Source organism: Bacillus sp. hwrm1, from assembly GCF_040207805.1.
GTDB classification, from domain to species: domain Bacteria; phylum Bacillota; class Bacilli; order Bacillales; family Bacillaceae; genus Bacillus; species Bacillus velezensis.
In genome coordinates this window covers 1,103,125-1,124,992 of sequence record NZ_CP157943.1, presented here as the reverse complement: position 1 = coordinate 1,124,992, position 21,868 = coordinate 1,103,125, and the positions used below count along the sequence as shown (strand labels likewise).

Below are 21,868 nucleotides of genomic sequence, written 5' to 3'. Positions count from 1 at the left end.
TTTATTTGCGGTACAGCGCTTCGTGAATCACCGTTGTGTCGGCGATCAGATCATGAATGCCCTGCTTTTTGGGCGTAAACGCAATGACGATATAGAGAATCCAGATTTTATCGATATAACGCCCCACCGCTTCTCTGAAAATGACGGTGCTCCAAGTCAGCGGCTTTCCGGGCGTCAAAGAAGTGACCTTTAACCCGAAGACCATCTTGCCGAGTGTCTGATGAAACCATTTCGTCATGAACACAAAATAGGCGAGGTAGACGATCAGGGTTGTGACGGAATAAGCTGAGATTGTAAACATTCCGCTTGTTGCCGGGAGCTTCATCAGCGTGAAAACCGGTGAAACGATGAGATGGTTAAGTCCCCAGACCACCAGCCAATCAAGAAGAAACGCCCAAAACCTGATCCAAAAGCCCGCATATGCCTGCTCGGGCGCCCTCTGTTGTTCGGCTTCCTCTTCTTTGCCGTGAAAGCCTTCGTAAGTCGCGTCCATTCTTTCTTCCCCCCTACTTTGCATAGAGATACATCATCCGCGGCGAACCGGATTGCGAAATGAGTTCTTTCATATTCAGAAAATCAATTTCGCTTTTAAACATTTTCGCTGCGCTCATGGAAAAGAGCGAGCCTAATCCGAATCCTTCCTCGTATGTGATGACTGAAGCGTTTTTCATATTTTTATGGTCCTTTTTCATCGCGCTGATCGTGTCATCGTAAAAACCGAGCTCATCAACGAGGCCGATTTTTTTCGCTTGTCTGCCGTCGTAAACACGGCCGTCGGCAATTTTTTTCACATCCGCTTTTGACATGTGCCGGCCTTTTGAAATGACATTGACAAATCCTTCATAAGAATCGTTGACCATTGTCTGCATGATCTTTCTTTCTTCCTTCGTCATGTCGCGGGTCGGGGACATGATGTCTTTATGCGCGCCGCTTTTAATGGTTTCAAACTTGATGCCGAGTTCATCGGCGAGCTTGGAATAATTGACGCTTTCCATGATGACGCCCAGTGAACCCGTGAGCGTTTCCGGTGAAGCATAGATTTTATCGGCGGCCGTTGAAATATAGTAGCCTCCCGATGCCGCCATGGAACCCATGGATACATAAATCGGTTTCTTCGTTTCTTTCTTTAGTTCTTCCAGTTTTTTATGTATTTCCGCGCTTTCGTACACGCCTCCGCCAGGGGAATTGATTTTCAGCACAATTCCTTTGACGCTTTTGTCTTCTTTCGCACGCTCAACCTGTTTTAAAAATGATCTGTGATCATATCCGCCTGAGCTGAGCAGGCCAGCGGACCCGCCGTTATCCTCAATCGTGCCGTCCACTTCAAGCACGGCGATTTTACTGCCGGGGCTGCCCTTATCCAGCGTCACTTCCTCTGTGTCATCTGTCAGTGATGCAAAGTCAGACCCTGTATCTCCGATATTCTTCAGCACCCCGACGGTCACACTTGCAATGACTGATACGCCGAAAATGCCGAGCGCGATGACGAGCGCAATCCATCTTTTTGCATTCATTTGTTCTCCTCCTTTTCTGTCAATATTCGTACGTTCCCCCGTAAAAAAAGATTCATTTTTTTCATGAAGCGCTTTCCCTTAACGGATAAACAGGAAACATGTTACACTATTGCCACAGGTATTTTAACACAATACCTGCTGGGAGAAAAACGTAAATATGACAGCAAAGGGGAATGGGGATATGACCGATCTTCGCCGCAATGTTTATTTTTTTCACAAACAAAACAACGAAACAAAAGAACAAGTCAGCTCTTTGAAGCAGCTTGCTGAATCGCACGGTTTTACAGTTGCGGCTCAACCGGAGGATGCCGGAATTATCGCCAGCATCGGCAGCGACGGCTCATTTCTGCAAGCCGTCAGAAAAACCGGATTCCGTGATGACTGCCTGTATGTCGGCATCGCTAAAAAAGGGAAAGCCCATTTGTACTGTGATTTTCACAGCGATGAGCCTGAAAAAATGGCGGCCAGCATGACCGCGGAACAGCTTGAGGTCAGAAAATACCCGCTCATTCACGTAACGGTGGACGGCAGCAATCATTTTCACTGTTTAAACGAGGTTTCCATCCGTTCAAGCATTATTAAAACGTTTGTGATGGATGTGTTAATTGATGATCTTCATTTTGAGACGTTCAGAGGAGACGGGATGATCATTTCCACCCCGACGGGCAGCACCGCCTACAATAAATCTGTTTCAGGCGCCGTTGTTGATCCTTTGATTTCCTGCATGCAGGTATCCGAACTGGCATCGTTGAACAACAACACATACCGTACACTCGGATCTTCGTTTATTTTAAGCTCAGACCGGAAGCTGACACTGCAGGTGGTGCAAGACGGCAATGAGCATCCGATTATCGGGCTTGATAATGAAGCGCTCAGCACGCGGAATGTCAAAAAGGTTGAGATTAGACTATCCGATAAAAAAATCAAAACGGTGAAACTGAAAGACAACTCTTTCTGGGAAAAAGTAAAACGATCATTTTTATCATAAAAAAAGAGGACGGGCATCACTGCCTGTCCTCTTTTTCATATACGATACGGCCGCCGACGACGGTTTTGACCGCTTCCAATTCATGAAGCTTTTTCGGGTCCGTCCTGAACGGATCACCGCTGAGTACGGTAAAGTCGGCATCATAGCCGGGGGCGATCCGTCCGCGGCTATGTTCTTTATGGATGATGGCCGCGCTTCCCTCCGTGTAAAGCTGAATGGCTTCGTACACGGTCAGACACTCTTTTTCATAATAGGCCGGACCTTCCGGGTGCTGCTTGCTCGTACGGAGCACAGCCGATTGAATGCCCAGAAGCGGATCGGCCGGCTCAATCGGGGCATCTGAACCTCCGGCGCACAGCAGCCCTTTTGACAGCAGTGTTTTCCAGGCGAAAGCCGTTTTCATCCGCTCTTCTCCGAGCCTGTCAATCACCCACGGAAAATCACTGGCCACAAAATGCGGCTGAAGATCAAGTCCGATCGGCAGCCGGGCGGCTCTTTCAATCAATCCGTCATCTAATACTTGCGCATGAATGAGCCGGTCAAGCTGTCCGGGCTTTGCCGGGTATCTTTCGATAACATCCAGCACCTTTTCAAATGCAAGGTCGCCAATCGCGTGCACGGCGATCTCCATCCCTTTCTCTCTCGCTTTATAAACAAGAGCGGCAAGGGTTTCGTCATCATGCACCTGAACGCCGGAAACAGACGGATCATCATGGTAAGCCTTTTTCAATAGAGCGGTTCTGCCTCCGAGCGCGCCGTCAGCAAAAATTTTCATCGCTCCGTATTCCAGATAAGGTCCGGTCGATTTATCCAGAGCGCTCCAGCTGTCGACGGCTTCGTGATGTACGAGCAGATGGGCGCGAAAAGGATAAAGGCCGCTGCCGGTTAATGACTCGTACGCGGCAACGGGAACGGACGCGTCTCCGTAGTATGCCAGATCTTCTGAATGCCCGCCGGTCAGGCCTTTTGACCAGCAGTCCGTAATCGCCGTTTGAAGCGCGCGTTTGACATAGTGAAGTGAGACGGGCGGCAGGGCCTGTGTCACAAGCTCTTGGGCTTTATCCAGCAGGAGGCCTGTCGGACCGGTGCCGTCCCGGACGATAATCCCGCCGTTTGGATCAGGTGTTTCGGTTGTAATTCCCGCCGCGCGCAATGCGGCTGAATTAACCGCGGCGGCGTGCCGGCATACCCGCTTCAGCAGGACGGGGCGGTCGGGAAAGAGCGGGTCAAGGTCATGCTTCGTGACGTAAACCGGCCGCTCAAACAGATTTTCATCCCAGCCTTCGCCGATCAGCCATTCGCCATCTTCCAATTCACACTCTGCTTCTTTTGCGGCCCGCAGTATCGCTTCTTTTGACGTCAGCTGCGACAAATCGAGGCGAAGCTGTTTTTCCCCGTGTCCGATTAAATGCATATGACTGTCCGTAAACCCCGGGAACATCACAGCTCCATGTAAATCGATTTCCTCCGTATCAGGCGCACCGTATGTTCCTTGGAGCTCCCGGAAGCTGCCCGTCTGCCTGACGACGCCTTCTTCGGTATAAACGGCTTCAGTGACATGATTCTTGTCCAGCATTGTATAGATGGTGCCGCCGTGCCAAATCGCTTTCATCCCCGCTCACCCTTTATCCTGTATTATGCTTTTTTATCAGCCTTCAGCCGTTCTTCACGCTGTCTCAGCTCCACACGTCTGATTTTTGCGGACGCCGTTTTCGGCAGGCTTTCGACAAACTCAATTTCTCTCGGATATTTGTAAGGCGCCGTAATCGTTTTTACGTGGTTTTGCAGTTCTTTGACAAGTTCGTCACTGCGCTTTTCATCGTCTTGTAAAACGACATAAGCTTTTACGATTGAACCTCTGATTTCATCCGGGCTCGCCACGACGGCACATTCTTTCACTTCCGGATGCTTCACGAGCGCGTCCTCTACTTCAAAAGGCCCGATTGTATATCCGGAGCTGACGATAATGTCATCATTGCGGCTCTCAAACCAAAAGTAGCCGTCTTCGTCTTTTTTCGCGCGGTCTCCTGTAAGAAAATAATCTCCGCGAATCTGCTTTTTCGTTCTTTCGGGATCTTTATAATATTCCTTGAATAAGGCCGGTGTGCTCAAATGCACGGCGATATCGCCCGTTTCGCCAGTTTCGCATATTTCGCCTTTATCGTTTATAATCTCCACTTGATTTCCAGGGGTCGGTTTGCCCATGCTTCCCGGCTTAATATCCATGTCCTTCAGGACGCCGACTAACAGGGTGCTCTCCGTTTGGCCGTATCCGTCCCTCACTTTAATGCCGAAATGCTTCCGGAATACGTCAATGACTTCCCGGTTTAATGGCTCACCCGCAGAAACTGCGCTGTGAAGGGCAGAAAGATCATATTTGTCCAACTCCTCCACTTTTGCCATCAGGCGGTATTCCGTCGGGGTACAGCAGAAGACATTTACTTGATGGCGCTCCAGCAGCTCTAAATACGTCTTGGCGTTGAATCTGCCGTGATAAATGACTCCTGTCGCGCCGCTTCCCAGAATTGCGAGCAGCGGGCTCCACACCCATTTCTGCCAGCCGGGCGCCGCGGTGGCCCACACTGTATCGTCTTCAGAAATATCCAGCCATGCACCGGCTGATGTTTTTAAATGGGCAAAGGCCCAGCCGTGTGTATGTACAACGCCTTTAGGCTGGCCGGTCGTGCCTGAAGTATAGGACAAAAACGCCATGTCTTCTCTTGTTGTATCAGCTGTTTGAAAACTGTCTCCGTCCGCTTCAATCGTTAGGAGGTTTTTCCAGCCGACATTATTTTCACCGATTGACAATGTCACCAGCTGCTCGGTATTCACCTCGTCAAACGCGTTTATAAATGAAGGATAAACGATAGCGCCTTTCACTTCGGCGTGTTTGATCCGGTATTCAAGGTCTTTGGCGCGCAGCATTTCCGAGCAAGGAATGACGACCATCCCCGCTTTTAAGATCGCTAAATAAACGGCATACGCTTCAAGCACTCTCGGAACCATGACAATCAGCTTATCGCCTTTTTCAAATCCGAGACCTTTCAGGCGGGCTCCGATTTTATTCGTTTCTTCCATCAATTTTTCATACGTCCAGACTTTCTTACCGCCTGTTTGATCTTCCCAAATAAGCGCGTTCTTCTCTTTGGAACGGCTGAACTTTTCGATTTCATTTACAAGGTTATAGTTCTTTGGGGCGATTAAATCTTCTCGTTTTAACACGAACAACTCCTCACTTTCTTTCCCCATTATACATAAACATAGGCCATTACAATAAAAATATGCATAAATTGCTTCCCGCCTTCTATCTATACTCATGAAAAAAGAGCGGGGAATTCCCCGCTCTCTTAGCCATTATGTGAAGTTGTGATTAAAACTGCTGCTGGCTGCTTCCGCCCATGCTTTGCTGAGCAAAAGAGACAAGACGTTTTGTGATTTCTCCACCGACAGAACCGTTGGCGCGAGAAGTTGTTTCCGGTCCAAGGTTTACACCGAATTCAGAAGCGATTTCATACTTCATTTGGTCGATAGCTTGAGCAGCGCCTGGCACTAAAAGCTGGTTGCTGTTTCCGCTGTTTGATTGTTGTGACATGTGTATCACCTCCTTGTGAGTATAGAATGTGATAAAACACATGTCTTCATTCAAAAAAACTTTGGTAATTGTATACAGTTTTAAAACAGGCCGGCAAACTTATCGTGAGCTTCCTGCTCCGAGTAAACAGTGATGGTTTCGATGCCGGCAGCGGCCTCTGCAATCAGCGGTTCAAAATCAACGAAGCTTTCGAAGTGCTCGATTTTTTCTTTTTTCGGGCGTGTTTTCGGACTTGGCGGCGTAAAGATGGTGCAGCAGTCCTCAAACGGCTGAATGCTTGTTTCATAAGTGCCGATTTCTTTTGATTTCTCGATGATTTCTGTTTTGTCCATTCCGATTAAAGGGCGCAAAATCGGCGTTGCCGTCACCGCATTGATCGCATACATGCTTTCAAGCGTCTGGCTCGCTACCTGCCCGAGGCTTTCTCCCGTAATGATCGCGAGCGCTTTCCGTTCTTCTCTGATTCTGTCCGCGATTTGCAGCATAAGACGCCGCGTCGCCGTCATCGTATAGTTCTCCGGGATTTGTTTTTGGATGAGTTCCTGCGTCTTTGTAAACGGCACGATATGAAGTGTCATACTGCCGCCGAACTTCGCGAGGCATCCCGCGAGATCCATGACTTTCTGCTTTGCCCGTTCACTCGTATACGGCGGACTGAAGAAATGTACGGCTTCAACTGATAATCCCCGTTTCATCGCGTAAAAACCGGCGACCGGACTGTCAAAACCGCCGGAAAGCATCAGCATCGCTTTACCCGCGGAACCGACAGGAAGGCCTCCGGCGCCTTTTTCGTTACGAATGGTCAGGAACGTCGCTTCCTCTCTGATTTCAATCCGAAGCGGAATATCGGGATGTTTCACATCGACGGTTAATCCATCCGTGTTTTTCAAAATGTGGCCGCCGATTTCAGCGTTCATCGCATTCGTATCTAATTCAAACTGTTTGTAAGCCCGTTTGGTCTCGACCTTAAACGTATTCCCCGGTTTATATTCGCCTTCTATCGCGGCTAAAGCCGTTTTTTTAATGTCTTCCAGCTTGCTTTCGCATTTAATTGCGAGACTAAAGCTTTGAATGCCGAATATATTCTTTAATAAGGAACAAATTTCCTCCGGGTTTTCTCCATTAAGTGTAATTGACATCCGGTCCCGGTTTGAAAAGTATTTTACTTTTTTATAATCCTTTAATACCAGGCGGATATTCTGTTTTAATCTTTCAATAAAACTGCGTCTGTTTTTTCCTTTTGTGGATATTTCACCAAAACGGATTAAAATATGATCGTAATTCATATGCTACCTCATCATTTTTTTTAGTTTTTGAACAGCCGGTACCAGCGCGGCCATAAACGGCTCCGTGATGTCAGCCGTATGGCTGAAGTTCAGGCTGACTCTTATGCTGCTTGATGCAATCTGTTCGCCTTTATTCATCTGCAGAAGAACACGGCTCGGTTTGTGCTCTCTTGCCGAACATGCCGCGGTTGTGGAAACATATATTCCTTTTTCCTCAAGCATGTGCAGCAGCACTTCCGCCTTCACGCCCGGAACGGAAAAATTAATGATATGCGGCGCGCTGTTTTCAGCGGGGGTGTTGATAACGACCCCGTCCGTCCCGCTCAGCCTTTCCATGAGCGCATTCTTGGCAGCCTCCACGGAAGAAAGCCGCTCGTTCATGTCACGCGCGGAAAGATTGATCGCTTTCGCAAGGGAAACGGCGCCTGCCGTGTGTTCTGTTCCGGCGCGGACGCCTTTTTGCTGCGAGCCGCCCGTGATAAGCGGAATGAGCCGCGTTCCTTTTTTGACGATAAGCGCTCCGGTCCCTTTTAAGCCGTGAAACTTATGCCCTGAAACGGTGCAAAGGTCAATGCCCGCTTCTTCTATAGACAGCGGAACTTTATGAATGCCCTGCACATGATCAACATGAAACAGAATATTCCGGTGCTGCTTCAAAAACCCGCCGATTTCCTTTACGGGCTGAATGGAGCCGACTTCGTTATTGACATGCATGACGCTGACGATTATCGTATCCGGCCTGATAGCCGATTTGACGTCTTTCAAAGAGACGAAGCCGTTTTGATCGGCCGGAAGATATGTGACTTCAAAGCCGAACAGCTCTGTCAGCTGATCAAGCGTCTCCGTCACAGAAGGATGCTCAATCGCCGAAGCAATGATATGTCTTCCTTTACTCATGTTTGCCCAGGCTGCTCCCTTTAACGCAGCGTTATTCGCTTCAGTCGCGCCTGATGTAAATACAATATCATAATTTTTTAAACGCAAGGTTTTTTTTATTTGCTGAGCGGCCGCTTCAAGGAGCTGTTCCGTCTCAGTTCCTAACCGGTGCAGAGACGAAGGATTGCCGAAATAACGGCTGCTCGTCTGTTTATACACTTCCAAAACCTCTTCATACGGCTCGGTCGTTGAGCTGTTGTCTAAATATATCATTTTTTTACTCCTTTAATGAAAACGGTACATTGTATGATATTTATGCTACCATAACAAAAGTAAATATAAATTCGCAATAAATCGAGTATTGACTTCTCTGTACATTGCCATATAATAAGTAATGTTCGTTTTGTTATATTATCTGACAATTAATTGACAGAATATTTCAACATAGTATTTAGGAGGATTTTTATGAAACACTCACTACCTGTCAAAGATACCGTTATTATCGGTTTCATGCTTTTCGCACTTTTTTTCGGGGCAGGAAATATGATATATCCGCCGGAGCTCGGGCAAGCGGCGGGGCATAATGTCTGGAAAGCGATGGGCGGTTTCTTACTGACCGGCGTAGGTCTGCCGCTTTTGGGTATTATCGCCATCGCATTAACGGGCAAAGACGCAAAAGGGCTTGCCGATAAAGCTCATCCGGTATTCGGGACTATTTTCACCGTTGTGCTTTATTTATCAATCGGGCCGCTTTTCGCGATTCCGAGAACCGGAACCGTTTCATATGAAATCGGTGCAGTTCCGTTTTTAAGCGGCATTCCGGAAAGATTATCTTTATTTATTTTCACGTTGATCTTTTTTTCTATTACGTATTATTTAGCTCTTAATCCTTCCAAAATCGTTGACAGAGTCGGAAAGATTTTGACTCCTATTAAATTCGGTATTATTTTAATCATCGTCGTAAAAGCCATTGTCACTCCGATGGGCGGACTGGGCGCCGTACATCAGGCATATTCCGGAACGCCGGTGTTCAAAGGATTTTTGGAAGGCTATAAAACAATGGACGCGCTCGCCTCGATCGTCTTCGGCGTCGTTGTCGTCAACGCTGTTAAAAGCAGGGGCGTCACCCAGCGTAAAGCGCTCGCCGCCGCTTGTATTAAAGCGGGTCTGATTGCAGCGGCAGGTTTGACATTCATTTATTTATCTTTGGCCTATTTGGGAGCGACAAGCACGGACGCTGTGGGGCCGCTCGGCGAAGGCGCAAAGATTTTATCAGCTTCATCTGATTACCTGTTCGGTTCACTGGGAAACATCGTTCTCGGCGCCGCCATCACCGTTGCGTGTTTAACGACAAGCATCGGGCTTGTCACATCTTGCGGCGAATATTTTTCAAAATTGATTCCCGCTTTATCATACAAAATGGTGGTTACGATTGTCACGCTGTTCAGTCTGGCGATTTCAAATTTCGGACTTGCTGAGATTATTGCATTTTCAGTTCCTATTTTATCAGCCATTTACCCGCTGGCGATTGTCATTATCGTCCTTTCCTTTATTGATAAAATCTTTAAGGAAAGACGCGAAGTCTATATCGCCTGCCTGATCGGAACAGGGCTGTTCAGTATCTTGGACGGTTTGAAGGCAGCAGGCATTCCGCTCGGATCATTAGATTCATTCTTAAACGCAAATCTTCCGCTTTACAGCATGGGAATCGGCTGGGTGCTTCCGGGCATTGCCGGAGCGATCATCGGCTGCATTATCACGTTTTTTACCAGCCCGCCCATCGAATTAAATAAAGCAAAATCGTAACATTCAGCGCCTGCGGTTTGATGTATATCAGCCGCAGGCGCTTTTTATATTCCGTGAGAAACTAAAAAACTGCACCTCTGATTTCCATCAGGGTGCAGTTTTTGCTTATGCGTCTATGAAGCAGATTGATCAGCTTTAATTTTTTTCACGGCGCCGGGAGCTGCTTTTTCAACAGCATCTGCCGCCATCTCATAAGCTTCATTATAGCTGTAAGCGTAAAACAGCCGTTCCGCTTCTTTCAGCTGTTCGGATAAAATATGATTCTGGCTTCGGAAGCGGTTGCCGTACTGGATGATCCGCTCAATCAGCTTTACCTGAATCACAAGATCTTCCGCCTCTTCGCTGACTTCCTCAACAACCTTTTCGGCTTCAGCCAGATGTTTGGCGGCTTCCTCCATGTTCAGCGGCAGCTCTTCCAATTGGCTGACGGTTTCTTCTATATGATGATTTGCCGTCTCGAGCTTGTCCTTGACTTGTTCAGGAATTCCCGGCACGTTGCTTTTTTGCAGCATTCGGGCCGTGTCAGAAATGGTTTTCCGAAGATGCATCAGCGTTTCCCGCGCCTGCAGTTCTTCTTTTCTGAGCGCCTGCAGATTTTCACGGTATTCGGCATGTTCTTTCTGAGCCTCTTCCATCTGCTTTTCGATGGCCTCGACTTCTTCAATCAGCAGCGAGTAAGCGACATGCTCACCGTCAAGCTTTTCTCTCGCCTGCTCAAGGAGCCGGCCGATCGTTTCCAGCTGTTTTTCGAAGGCATGCTGCCTGCTGATTTCTCCCGCCGTCAGCTGATAGCTTTCCTTGACGAGCTCCGTTTCGGTTTTTGTGCGGTCTTTTTCTTCCTCAAGCTTCTCATACGCGATGATCAGCTCAGGCATTTTGCTTAATACGGACTGTCCGGCTTCCACTTCGCCTTCCAGCTGTTCATACATCGATTGAATGGTTTCATCAATCAGCTGAAGGATGGCGGACGCTTCGTCGACATCCAATTCTTCTAGTAGCGCGTTTTCGGCCCGTTTCAATTGATTTGTGAGTGTATCCAGCTCTTTTTCGATTTGAATATGCTCCAATTTGTAGCCTTTTTCCGTCATTTCCCGGTAGCCGTCTTTCAGCTTGGCAATTTGGTTCGGCACGGTCTGTTTACAGTCCGCAAGCAGTTTCGGAACGTCATCTATGTATGTCTGAAGCTGATCCAGTCTGCGGTCCTGTTCAAGCAGCACTTTTCTCGCTTTGATGTAATTGCCGCTTTCCGTCTCTTCTTCGAACTCTTTTATGCCGCTCCAGATTTCGTCGAGATCCGTCTCCAGGCTGTTATAAAGCTCTCCGTAGAGATGGCTGTACGCCAGAAGGTTTTTCCGCGCTTTTGAATACCGCTCACGCACCTGTTCAATCTCTCCGCGGCTTTTTTCCTCGCTCGTCACAAGGTCGCTGATCTCACGCAGTATGCCTTCTATATTTGATTCTGCTGCAGTGAGGAGGTCGTCGATGTGGACAAGCACCTGATTCGCTTTTTTAAACCGGTATTTGTCGGCGTTCTCTTCGGCATCATAAAGGAGCTCTTCTACTTTCGGCAGATGGGCTGTGACAATTTCATCCCACTCCTCGCGCCATCTTTCAAAGAACTCTTCCGTCTCTCCGGTCATTTTCAGATGTTTGATCTTGGACATTTCTTCCACTATCGAACGGTTTAAAATTTCAATCTTCCATGATTCCAGCCGGTCAATTTCCGTATAAATTTTTTTCCTGAAAAAGTAGCCCGCCGCAAAGAGCGCGAGCAGTATAACCAATAATCCGATGACTAACTCCATAATGAGCCCCCTTGTTGTTCTCTTAATCTGTCAGGGTGTTTTATGTATTCAGAAAGATTTCAATATATGTATTGAGAAAATCTGTCGTTTTCATTGTTATTATGATACCATGTAACCAACATTTTTTGACCAGAAATCAAAAACTTTTTGCATAATTTCGGCAGGATTCTGCAATTTTTTAATGGAGTGACACAAATGGAAAAACGAGACGCTCATATCCACACCCCTTTTTGCCCTCACGGCTCGAAGGATGCGCTGAAACAATATGTCGAAAAGGCCCTGGAAAGAGGCTTTGACTCGATCACATTTACAGAGCACGCCCCCCTTCCTCCGTCATTTCAAGATCCCGTACCGCTTCAGGACAGCGCGATGGATCTCAGACAGATGGAGGTTTATTTGGAGCGGCTGTCACAGCTGAAAAAGGAATACGATGGACAAATCAGCATTCTGACTGGGCTAGAAACCGATTTTATCACAGGGTATGAAGAGGAAACCGCGGCGTTTCTGAACACGTACGGCCCCTCACTGGATGACGGCATTTTATCCGTTCATTTTTTGAAAACCGGTCCGTCTTATATATGCCTCGATTTTGACGAGCACGCCTTTCAGCAGCTTGTCGCACAATTCGGAAGCGTTGAAGCCGTATATGAACAATACTATGAAACTGTGTATTCTTCCATTGTAACACCGCTCGGCCCCTTTAAGCCAAAACGGGTCGGCCATATCACGCTCGTCAAAAAATTCGCGCGCCTTTTCCCTTACAGCATGTCACCTCAAATAAGAGAGCTTGCGGCCCGCTGTCTTGACGCCGTGAAAGAACACGGAATGGAGCTGGATGTGAATACATCCGGGCTCAGAAAGAAGTTTGCGGGGGAAGTATACATGGAGGATTGGATGGCTGAGACGGCGAAGCAAAAAAAAATCCCGCTCATATTCGGGTCGGACGCCCATCAAGCGGAAGATGTCGGCAGTTCCTACGACACGTACAAAAACATCATTACTTCATAAGCGCCGCATCAGGCCGTCGGAATACGCTTTCGATCCAGATCTTCACCTCTTCAAAATACCTTTTATAAAAGTACGGCTCATGAGGCTGCATATAGAGTACCTCCGTAATATATTGAGGCTGGAGATACGGCATCATCAAGAGGGATTTCAATTGCAGAATAAAATGCGGCACGGGCAGCGTCAGCCGCCTGTGGCGTGACTGCCCTTCTTCAATCACCAGCTGGAAAATATATTTTTCTTTCATTAAGTAAGTAGACATAATTTCCCTGATAAGCACGGAATCAATCGTCACTTCCCGGTATACAAACCGCGTTAATTGACGGTTATCGTGCTGATAGGATAAAATATCGAAAATCACCCGCAGGATGCGTTCCTGCGCGTCTTCACCGTTCATACTGACGGCGGCTTTTTCCAGCGCTTCAGTATAGCCTTCGTAAAACTCGGAAACTAAATGTTCCATTAATCCGCCTTTCCCTTTAAAATAGTAGGAGATGTGCGCAACATTTACATCAGCTGACTTTGCGATTTCACGGACGGACGTGCCGGAATAACCTTTTTGGTTAAACAGCTGGACAGCGGCGTTAATAATTTTGTCTTTGGTGCTTACTTTCATACGGCTCACCCCTTTATGTGTAACAATTCAAGCAGAAAGGCGCCGTTCCTGTAAGAACTTCTCGACAAATGCCGGCAGAACGGCCGGAACTTTGTTTGATATTATAGAAAAAGTGAGGGTTTTCCATGTTTCATGTCGAAAAACAATCCGGAGATAAAGAAAAAAGTTATCAGCTTCTGCTTAAACAGCTCGAAGCCATGACAGAAGATGAAACGGATGCGATCGCAAATTACGCGAATGCGTCAGCGCTTTTATACCATTCATTACATGAAGTCAACTGGGCGGGGTTTTACTTCGCTAAAGAGGGCGAGCTCGTGCTCGGACCGTTTCAAGGACTTCCTGCCTGTGTGCGCATTCCGTTCGGCAGAGGCGTATGCGGCACTGCCTACTCTAATGGCGACGTGCAGCGGATTGCCGATGTGAATGCGTTCCCGGGACATATCGCCTGTGACGCGGCTTCCCAGTCAGAAATTGTTCTCCCGATCCGCGTAAACGGTGAAGTGATCGGTGTGCTGGACATTGACAGCCCCGTGAAAAACCGTTTTGATGAAACGGACGAAACCTATTTAGCAAAGTTTGTTGAAACGCTTGAAAAACGATTAGGATAAAAAAAGGAGCCCGGCCGGCAGGCCGGCTCCTTTTTTATGTCGTCGTGCTGTTTTGATGGATGATCAGCCGGTTTTTGCCGTTCCGTTTGGCGATATAAAGCGCCTCATCCGCTTGCTGAACGAGCAATTTCAACGGCATCGGGCCGGTCTTTGACCAGCAGGAAACGCCGCAGGAAATCGTCACGCGCGGCTCGGTATTTTCCCGGATGGCGCGAACCAGCCTTTTAGCGATGCGTTCTCCGGATGACACGTTGATATTCGGCAGATAGACAGCCAGCTCCTCGCCCCCCCACCTCGCAGCGACATCATGCTCACGAATATGGTTCTTCATAACGGAGGCCACCTGAATCAGGATCGAATCTCCCGTTTGATGACCGTATGTATCATTAATATTTTTGAAATTATCGATATCAACGAGGATGAATACACCCCGTTTATGAATTTTCATGCTGTATTGAATTTTCTCATCCAAATAGGTTCTTGAATACAGCTCCGTCAGCTGGTCTGTCTGAACAAGATGCTCAAGCCTGTCGCGCAGCATGGAGTTCGTGACCGCCAATGTCGCATGGTGAATGAGCGCTTGAAAAAGTTTATACATTTCAAACGTAAAAGCATACAAATCCTTTTTCAATAAAATCGCGAACCCGAAGACGGTGTCATTTTCGATCATCGGCACCGCCATCAGCGAGCCGAAACCGTTTTCGCCGAATACAGTCTTTCCGCTGCCGATAAACACGCCCTTTTCTCCCTCGAACAGCTTTTCTTTCACAATGCTGATATAGGGGTTCGCACGTTCTGTCTTAAAAAAAGCGGTATGTCCCGGAAGCAGATTTTGCGTCTCAAAATGATCAATATGAAAAAAAGCCACTTCTTCAGCATGAAACGATTGGGTCATAATGGCGGCGAGCTCCCGCATCGTATCAGTGAGTCTGAGGCGCTGATTCAGCTGGCGCGATGTTTCATTAATGAGCTCCAGATTCGCAATGCTTTTCTTCGATTGCTCATAGAGCTGCGCATTTTCAAATGCTTTTCCCGCTGCGCCCGCAAGCAGCAGCATTTCACTGAGAGTACTGCACGAAAGAACGGCATCCTGCAGCCCCTCCGTCTTCAGAACCCCGTAAGTCCCCTGCTGGCCTTTGATCGGCAGATAAGCAGATGACCTGCCTTTTCTGAGCAGTCTCCCCGATAAATAAACCTTCAGGGCAGACGGATCGGCATCTTTTCCGTCCATATGTAATTCTTTTGCGGGAAGCTGTCTGTCCGTATCCTGATCCTGCGTGATAAACAGTGAAAAACGGAAAGACCGGAAAGCCGTACTCAGACTTGCCTGCAGTTTTTCCAAAACCTCATTTTGGTCCAAAAGCGAATGGAACATTTCTGTCATTCTGTGAATTTTCCGCTGATGCTTCGTTTTGTCAAACAGCCCGCTTTGTCTCACAGATTGATTAATAAACTGAGTAACGATCTCAGGCAATGATTCCGGGATCGGCAGCCCGCCTTCCGAGCACAGATAAAAGGATCTGCCGGACGTCTGATTCCTGATCATAAAACGGCCGTCACTCTCTTTCAGCGGAGCATAATGCGGTTCATCTTCTGTTTTTATGGTGAAACGTGTTGATTCTGCCGGTGAAAGGGTCAATGAAAGAGATGTAAAGCAGGATTCTAGAGCTGAGGCCAGCCATAACAGCGAGTCGGATAATGAGACGGATTCAGATTTCGTTAAGAAAAAAGAAAGCATTTTCTGATGAAAGGCCGTCACTTCATCAATTGTTTGTTTTTTCATTTTTATCACCTAAACATGTACTACTCATTTTTGTACATTATATCATAAACCGGCACTCTTCATGGAGAAATGGTTGACGGCGGCGGAGAAAAATCATATAATGTTCTTTGTGTGAAATATTGCAGCCTTTTTGTTCAGCTTCTGTGTTTGCATTTTGTTCCTTAGCTGTAAGGTGTATCGTGTAACTCTCTGCTGCTGGAGCGAGGATACATGAAAACAAAATGTGCACGGTCGGATCGAACAGACGGTTTTTATTTTCCACAAAATAAAACCAAAGGAGGAGTCACATTATGGCTCGCTATACAGGTCCATCTTGGAAACTGTCTCGCCGTTTAGGAATCTCTCTTAGCGGTACAGGTAAAGAATTAGAAAAACGCCCTTACGCACCAGGTCCCCACGGTCCGGGACAGCGTAAAAAACTATCAGAATACGGTTTGCAATTGCAAGAAAAGCAAAAACTTCGTCACATGTACGGTGTAAACGAACGTCAATTCCGCACATTGTTTGACAAAGCTGCAAAAATGACTGGTAAACACGGCGAAAACTTCATGATTCTTTTAGATGCACGTCTTGATAACGTTGTGTACAAGCTCGGTCTTGCGCGCACTCGCCGTCAAGCTCGCCAATTAGTTAACCACGGTCACATCCTTGTTGACGGAAGCCGCGTTGACATTCCGTCTTACCAAGTAAAACCTGGTCAAACAATCGGTGTTCGCGAAAAATCAAGAAACCTTTCTATCATCAAAGAATCTGTAGAAGTAAACAACTTCGTTCCTGAGTACCTTACTTTCGACGCTGAAAAGCTTGAAGGTACATTCACTCGTCTTCCAGAGCGCTCTGAGCTTGCTCCGGAAATTAACGAAGCGCTTATCGTTGAGTTCTACTCCCGTTAAGTAAAACGCTCTTTAAAGAGCATTGGATTAAACCCCGGACATGTTGTAATGACAATGTTTCCGGGGTTTTTCTTTTGGGCTGTCAGAATAATGGACAGATGCTCCCTCTCTTTATTAAAAAAAGCCCCGGACAGGGGCTTTTTTTATGTGCCAACTGGCTTTTCAGCTACATGTACATTAGAAAAACCCATTTGACAAGAAGAAGCGATTTTTTACATAATGAATCATCATACCTTACAAAAAAGGAGCGACTGAATGAACAGCATCCCCTCTATCGTCAGCAAGCACAAAGCCTATTTTGCGGCGGGGCATACGAGACAGCTAGAAACGAGACTGAACATGCTGCAAAAGCTGAAACAAGCCATCAAAACACAAGAAGCCGATATAACAGCCGCTCTCTATCAGGATCTCCACAAATCCGAACAGGAGTCGTACACGACAGAAATCGGAATTGTACTGGAGGAAATCAGTTTTGTGATGAAGCGGCTGGGAAAATGGATCAAACCGAAACGAGTCAAAACGCCTCTGACTCACCTAGGCTCGAAAAGCATCATTATCCCTGAGCCATATGGAACCGTTTTGGTGATTGCGCCTTGGAACTATCCCTTGCAGCTGGCGCTTTCTCCGTTGATTGGAGCCATTGCAGCGGGAAACACGGTCGTTCTCAAACCGTCAGAATATACGCCGGCGGTTTCCGCTGTTCTTTCCAAACTCATCAGCAGCGTTTTTCCGAGTGACTATGTCGCTATGGCGGAGGGCGGGCCCGACGTCAGCACTGTGTTATTACAGCAGCCCTTTGACTATATTTTCTTCACTGGAAGCGTTGCCGTGGGAAAAATCGTCATGGAGGCCGCCGCCAAACAATTAATTCCCGTTACCTTGGAGCTCGGCGGCAAAAGTCCCTGCATTGTCCATAAGGATGCTGATATACAGCTTGCCGCCAAACGCATCGTCTTCGGGAAATTTACAAATGCAGGGCAAACCTGCATCGCACCGGATTATTTATTTGTCCACCAAGATATCAAAACGAAGCTCACAGAAGAAATGAAGCGTGCGATCAGCGAATTTTACGGCCCTCAGCCTGAACAAAATCCGCAGTACGGCAAAATCGTCAGTGAACGCCACTATCAGCGGCTGCTCAGCTTTCTGAATGATGGCGTCCCGCTTACAGGCGGACAATTTAATCCTGATCACCACAAAATAGCGCCGACGATTCTAGATCAAGTGAAGGATGACTCTCCAGTGATGCAGGAGGAGATTTTCGGGCCGATTCTTCCGCTGTTTACATACGGTGATATCGATGAAGTCATCGAGAAAGTCCAATCGCGCCCAAAGCCGCTCGCTCTGTATCTCTTCACCACAAACAAAGAAACTGAGCGCGCTGTTTTAGAGAATCTGTCGTTTGGCGGAGGCTGTGTCAATGATACGTTAATGCACGTCGCGACGCCGTATTTGCCATTCGGCGGCGTCGGGGAAAGCGGCATCGGCAGCTATCACGGATTTGACAGCTTTAACACGTTTACGCACAAAAAAAGCGTCGTCAAACAAACGAACCGCTTCGACTTCGCTTTCCGTTATCCTTCTTCCAAAAACGGGCTGCGAATGATTCGGAAAATACTTAAATAAAAAAGCGCAGAGTATCTGCGCTTTTTATAAATCCTCTATACACCAATTAATCGGTTCGTCTCCCATTTCATCTAAAAGCGGTTTGATCTCTTTAAAATATTTCTCAGCAGACTCGACGTCTTGTTGTTTTATCGCGATATACCAATCATTTAATATATTTGCAACTTTTTCAGAAGCCAGTTTACTCATACGATAAACCCCTCTTTCTACAAATATTCTAAATTTTCTCAAATAATATTCCAGCATACCTTTAACATAAAATGTAATTAATAGAAGTTTTTTTCGACATCGCGCAATTTTCTCTTTCGACATCGCGCAATTTCAAAAAAAGGCTATTTACCCACTTTTTCAGAACGGTATTATAGCGGACTATTTATCTCCATTGTCGAATTTACACTTCGCTGTCCCTATTCTTAAAAAATAACAATCCCGGTATAATTTGGGTCGTAACGAATATACAATAGGGAGTGTGATTGTTTGAAGAAATTCAGGTCAGCTTTACTTTTGTTTTTGGTCACTGCATTGGTTGTTGGTATTATGCCTAACTTTAAAGCCAAAGCAGAAAGCAATGAAATGTTGAACATCCCTGCATCAATGTCAAATGATACTGTAGGTGAGAATGTTTTTGAGATTGATGGGGAAAAGTATGTCTATTCTTACGACTTTACTGACCCAGCTGTGAATAAAGCTAAAGTTACTGAGGAAAATGGGACAGTTACAAAATTTGAATATAACAACGAAACAAACACACTTTATAAAAACGGTGAGGTCGATTTTAACCTTACTATGGAGGAAGATGGGGTATTTTCTTCTTCTAATATGTCAACTATGAAGATACCGCCCGGTGGAAAATACATGGGGAAATACAATTATAAATACAATTTAAAAGGCGTTTCTGTCGGTGTGGCAGCCACAGCTATTTCAACATTAACAAAAACACCTTACAACGTAGTATTCGCTATTGTAGCGTTTTTAGCAGGTACCCAAACAACTGCATACTATACAGTATTCCAATACCGTTATGCCTTTAAATGCAGCGCATACCCTTATGCTAATAGAACAAAATTCTACGAAGACTCTAAAAGAAAGAAAGTCCTTAAAACGGCAGACAGTCCCAAATTCTTTGGAAGCAGGCCAATCCCATCAACTTGCCGACCATAAAAACGAGGTGAGAAAATATGCAACAAGAAAAGGCAACATCTAGTATTAACAGGATATTAAAGAGATATATCCTTCTGTTCCTTGTTTTATGTGCTTGTTATTTTGTTTACATGGTTGTTTTGGGTAATAAATTCACTCCAATTCCATTAATTATCTTTATAGTTGGAGCTATAATTGGGGAGTTAATCAGGATAGGAAGAATGAGAAGATAGGAGGGGTTACATCCTCCTATCTTTTTTAAAACACACAAGCTTCACAAATTTGCTTTTACCCATTTTTCTTTTATGCTCGGTATATAACAGTGAAGACAATAACATCGAAACAGATGAAGTTAAGTGTACGCAAAAGAATTTAATTTTTAGTCTTGGGGATTTTGTACATTCTTTCATTTGATGTTCTGTTCCCAAATCCTCCATCCTCCGTCGCTGTCTACCGGCCATGACACGAGGCGCATAAGGGCCCATTTACTTGAGGTTCATGCCGCCTTTATGCGGAACGATATGATTGATAACTGTCGCCGGGGTTCTTCTTCCTTGCATTAAGCAGACAGCACATAACGGATGCTTGGACAGGTAACCAGCGCGCGACTGCCTCCACTTGCTGTTATACCCCCGTTTGGCAGCTGATGATTCCCGGTATTGGTCATAGGCTTGCGTGGTTCTCTTATGCTGTTCGCAGTAGTCCTCCCTTTCCCCTGAAATCCTTCGATTGTATGCAACAAAAAAAGCACCCGAAGGATGCTAATCTAGAATTTCAAAAGAGGAGACGTGTTCTGCATTCAAATATATTTTTTCTTCATCATCTACAGAAAAATACAAAACCTCATCTGATGATTGTCCTAATTTAGTCGCTAAGTCTTCTTTTGATTCAAATTTCACTGTTACATATTCTTTACCACTATCCATAATGATTTTATTTTCATACTAATCCTCCTATAATCTCTTCTCATAGGATCGAGAAGAATACTATAATTATTATCTGCTCTCTTGAGAACCAGAGAACCTTCTTAAATTTATTACCTATTACCATAATACCTCACTTAAAAGAAAATGGTGTGCCGTTATTCTGCCAAGTTTGTGCCATTTTAATAACTGGCTTCTACTTCTTCCTCTTCCTCTTGTTGCTTATTTTCTTTGAGAGTACCCCAATTTATTAGCTCGTTCAAAAAATAACCTTGAAACGCATTTAAGTTAGCTGAATAATGCTCGTAACCTTTTGATACTACTTTAAACAACCAACCTATAAGTCCAAGATAAATTATAAATATAACTAAATTGAATATATACATATTTGGATTTAAGGTTGAATTAAAATAACTATCAAAATTATATTTTGTTAAAGTGACCAAATTAATCACAAAGGAAATCACCAGAGAAACTCTAAGAGTACCTAAACTATGAATTGTGCTAAGTATATGCCTATATCGATCAGCTACATAATCTCTTTGAGCATCTTTTAATCTCAATAACCCCCTATGCCAAACATATTCAAATACATAATAATCTTGATGATGATTTTCGCCCCACTCAAACAGACTTACACCCTTAACGTGCTCCTCAACAGCATTTATCATTCTAGCAGCTTCATCTATGATTTGTTTATTTTTAGACCACCGACTAGAAAAGTGAATTTGTTGCATTATGTATCCGATAGTTACTCCGAAAAAAGCTAATGATACAAAAAGACCCAAGGTCTTGGATATATCTATTTTTAATTTAAGTAATTCATTATGATATAAAAATAAGATTGGCAAGCTTATTAACATAATGAATACCCATCCTGGTATTCCCCACCTAATAAGATACTTCGTATCAAAGTTCAAATTTTTCACTCCTAAACTTTTCCCCTATTATATAACATTTACAGGAAGTATCCACATTATCCACGAATTACCCATATGTTATATACTGTGCAACTGCCCGAAGTGCGTCAGCCCTTGCCACCCTTGTTTTCAAGCAATATCCCTACAAAATGAATTCCACATTTGCTTTTTGAAGGGAATCAATAAAAATATGCAAAAAAAAGACTCATCTTGTTTATGAGATGAGCCTGCTTATATTTTGGATTTCTTTCTGGCGTTGTTCATGGTATCGGTTAATTCCAATGTACCGAAGGGTTGTCCGCTGGTCTGAGTGATTAAAAATCTCCTGCAACATGGCAACGTCTTTTGTTTGCCTGTAAAAATGGTACCCGAATGTTTTCCTCAGCGTGTGCGTTCCTATATTATCCAAAACAACGTACTCAGCGGCAGCCATCGACAGGACACCCCGCTCTAATTCCCTGTTCGTTCTGTTATCTAGAATAAATAA

Annotated in this window: 20 protein-coding genes and 2 pseudogenes; 7 read left to right on the top strand and 15 right to left on the bottom strand. The window is 45.6% G+C overall.

The features are described 5' to 3' along the window. Position 1: 1 nt before the first annotated feature. Positions 2 to 493 (bottom strand): RDD family protein, encoded by a 492-nt coding sequence (locus tag ABK447_RS05865; RefSeq protein WP_038464156.1) that lies wholly within the window; start codon positions 491 to 493, stop codon positions 2 to 4. Positions 494 to 506: 13 nt separating this feature from the next. After that, positions 507 to 1,514: a signal peptide peptidase SppA gene (gene sppA, locus ABK447_RS05860; RefSeq protein ID WP_003152419.1), complete on the bottom strand. Its 1,008-nt coding sequence runs from the start codon at positions 1,512 to 1,514 to the stop codon at positions 507 to 509. 181 nt (positions 1,515 to 1,695) lie between these two features. Between sppA and ABK447_RS05855 the strand changes: the two genes are divergently transcribed. Further along, positions 1,696 to 2,502, top strand: a complete 807-nt coding sequence (locus tag ABK447_RS05855) for an NAD kinase (RefSeq protein WP_025285105.1) — start codon at positions 1,696 to 1,698, stop codon at positions 2,500 to 2,502. Positions 2,503 to 2,518: 16 nt separating this feature from the next. On the opposite strand, the gene ABK447_RS05850 is transcribed toward ABK447_RS05855, so the two are convergent. From ABK447_RS05850 to ABK447_RS05830, 5 genes are all read right to left on the bottom strand, one after another. Further along, a complete protein-coding gene (locus tag ABK447_RS05850) occupies positions 2,519 to 4,114 on the bottom strand; it encodes an amidohydrolase (protein ID WP_038459494.1) in 1,596 nt (531 codons plus the stop codon). A 23-nt stretch (positions 4,115 to 4,137) separates the two neighbouring features. Further along, positions 4,138 to 5,724: an acyl-CoA synthetase MbcS gene (gene mbcS / locus ABK447_RS05845; protein WP_012118182.1), complete on the bottom strand. Its 1,587-nt coding sequence runs from the start codon at positions 5,722 to 5,724 to the stop codon at positions 4,138 to 4,140. Between the two features lie 148 nt (positions 5,725 to 5,872). After that, positions 5,873 to 6,094 (bottom strand): alpha/beta-type small acid-soluble spore protein, encoded by a 222-nt coding sequence (locus ABK447_RS05840; protein WP_007408043.1) that lies wholly within the window; start codon positions 6,092 to 6,094, stop codon positions 5,873 to 5,875. Positions 6,095 to 6,174: 80 nt separating this feature from the next. After that, the gene (gene thiI / locus ABK447_RS05835; protein ID WP_007408042.1) at positions 6,175 to 7,380 is read right to left on the bottom strand and encodes a tRNA uracil 4-sulfurtransferase ThiI; all 1,206 of its coding nucleotides are present in this window, start codon (positions 7,378 to 7,380) and stop codon (positions 6,175 to 6,177) included. Positions 7,381 to 7,383: 3 nt separating this feature from the next. Beyond that, positions 7,384 to 8,529, bottom strand: coding sequence for a cysteine desulfurase family protein (locus ABK447_RS05830; protein WP_025285107.1), 1,146 nt, complete (start codon positions 8,527 to 8,529; stop codon positions 7,384 to 7,386). Positions 8,530 to 8,721: 192 nt separating this feature from the next. Between ABK447_RS05830 and brnQ the strand changes: the two genes are divergently transcribed. Then, positions 8,722 to 10,062 carry a branched-chain amino acid transport system II carrier protein gene (gene brnQ / locus ABK447_RS05825; protein WP_038464159.1) on the top strand — a complete coding sequence of 447 codons (1,341 nt, stop codon included), beginning with the start codon at positions 8,722 to 8,724 and terminating at the stop codon, positions 10,060 to 10,062. A gap of 113 nt (positions 10,063 to 10,175) precedes the next feature. Here brnQ and ezrA read toward each other — a convergent pair whose 3' ends face one another. After that, positions 10,176 to 11,867, bottom strand: coding sequence for a septation ring formation regulator EzrA (ezrA, locus tag ABK447_RS05820; RefSeq protein ID WP_025285108.1), 1,692 nt, complete (start codon positions 11,865 to 11,867; stop codon positions 10,176 to 10,178). A 195-nt stretch (positions 11,868 to 12,062) separates the two neighbouring features. On the opposite strand from ezrA, the gene hisJ reads away from it, so the two are divergent. Beyond that, on the top strand, positions 12,063 to 12,875 hold the full coding sequence (gene hisJ, locus ABK447_RS05815) for a histidinol-phosphatase HisJ (RefSeq protein WP_094031887.1): 813 nt from the start codon (positions 12,063 to 12,065) through the stop codon (positions 12,873 to 12,875). Here the strand turns inward: hisJ and refZ are convergent. Further along, positions 12,865 to 13,488 carry a forespore capture DNA-binding protein RefZ gene (gene refZ / locus ABK447_RS05810; RefSeq protein ID WP_007408038.1) on the bottom strand — a complete coding sequence of 208 codons (624 nt, stop codon included), beginning with the start codon at positions 13,486 to 13,488 and terminating at the stop codon, positions 12,865 to 12,867. The two genes, hisJ and refZ, sit on opposite strands and share 11 nt — an antisense overlap. Before the next feature lie 125 nt (positions 13,489 to 13,613). On the opposite strand from refZ, the gene ABK447_RS05805 reads away from it, so the two are divergent. Further along, a complete protein-coding gene (locus tag ABK447_RS05805; RefSeq protein WP_007408037.1) occupies positions 13,614 to 14,096 on the top strand; it encodes a GAF domain-containing protein in 483 nt (160 codons plus the stop codon). A gap of 34 nt (positions 14,097 to 14,130) precedes the next feature. Here the strand turns inward: ABK447_RS05805 and ABK447_RS05800 are convergent, their stop codons facing one another. Next, entirely contained in the window at positions 14,131 to 15,879 is a 1,749-nt protein-coding gene (locus ABK447_RS05800; protein WP_007408036.1) for a sensor domain-containing diguanylate cyclase, read from the bottom strand. Between the two features lie 290 nt (positions 15,880 to 16,169). On the opposite strand from ABK447_RS05800, the gene rpsD reads away from it, so the two are divergent. Together rpsD and ABK447_RS05790 are read left to right on the top strand one after the other, a co-directional pair. Beyond that, positions 16,170 to 16,772, top strand: a complete 603-nt coding sequence (rpsD, locus tag ABK447_RS05795) for a 30S ribosomal protein S4 (protein ID WP_003152406.1) — start codon at positions 16,170 to 16,172, stop codon at positions 16,770 to 16,772. A 255-nt stretch (positions 16,773 to 17,027) separates the two neighbouring features. After that, positions 17,028 to 18,398, top strand: a complete 1,371-nt coding sequence (locus tag ABK447_RS05790) for an aldehyde dehydrogenase (protein ID WP_038464162.1) — start codon at positions 17,028 to 17,030, stop codon at positions 18,396 to 18,398. Positions 18,399 to 18,422: 24 nt separating this feature from the next. Here the strand turns inward: ABK447_RS05790 and ABK447_RS05785 are convergent, their stop codons facing one another. Continuing rightward, the gene (locus ABK447_RS05785) at positions 18,423 to 18,587 is read right to left on the bottom strand and encodes an aspartate phosphatase (protein WP_269775692.1); all 165 of its coding nucleotides are present in this window, start codon (positions 18,585 to 18,587) and stop codon (positions 18,423 to 18,425) included. A gap of 288 nt (positions 18,588 to 18,875) precedes the next feature. Between ABK447_RS05785 and ABK447_RS05780 the strand changes: the two genes are divergently transcribed. Continuing rightward, positions 18,876 to 19,559 (top strand): hypothetical protein, encoded by a 684-nt coding sequence (locus ABK447_RS05780; protein WP_038464164.1) that lies wholly within the window; start codon positions 18,876 to 18,878, stop codon positions 19,557 to 19,559. Between the two features lie 429 nt (positions 19,560 to 19,988). Here ABK447_RS05780 and ABK447_RS05775 read toward each other — a convergent pair. The 4 genes and pseudogenes from ABK447_RS05775 to ABK447_RS05760 all read right to left on the bottom strand — a co-directional run. Then, positions 19,989 to 20,260 (bottom strand): annotated as a pseudogene (locus ABK447_RS05775) (HNH endonuclease). Positions 20,261 to 20,299: 39 nt separating this feature from the next. After that, positions 20,300 to 20,464, bottom strand: a complete 165-nt coding sequence (locus tag ABK447_RS05770) for a hypothetical protein (RefSeq protein ID WP_157774308.1) — start codon at positions 20,462 to 20,464, stop codon at positions 20,300 to 20,302. A gap of 179 nt (positions 20,465 to 20,643) precedes the next feature. After that, on the bottom strand, positions 20,644 to 21,390 hold the full coding sequence (locus ABK447_RS05765; protein ID WP_234631111.1) for a hypothetical protein: 747 nt from the start codon (positions 21,388 to 21,390) through the stop codon (positions 20,644 to 20,646). A 205-nt stretch (positions 21,391 to 21,595) separates the two neighbouring features. After that, positions 21,596 to 21,811: pseudogene (locus ABK447_RS05760) on the bottom strand (tyrosine-type recombinase/integrase); the annotation flags it as partial. Positions 21,812 to 21,868 lie beyond the last annotated feature (57 nt).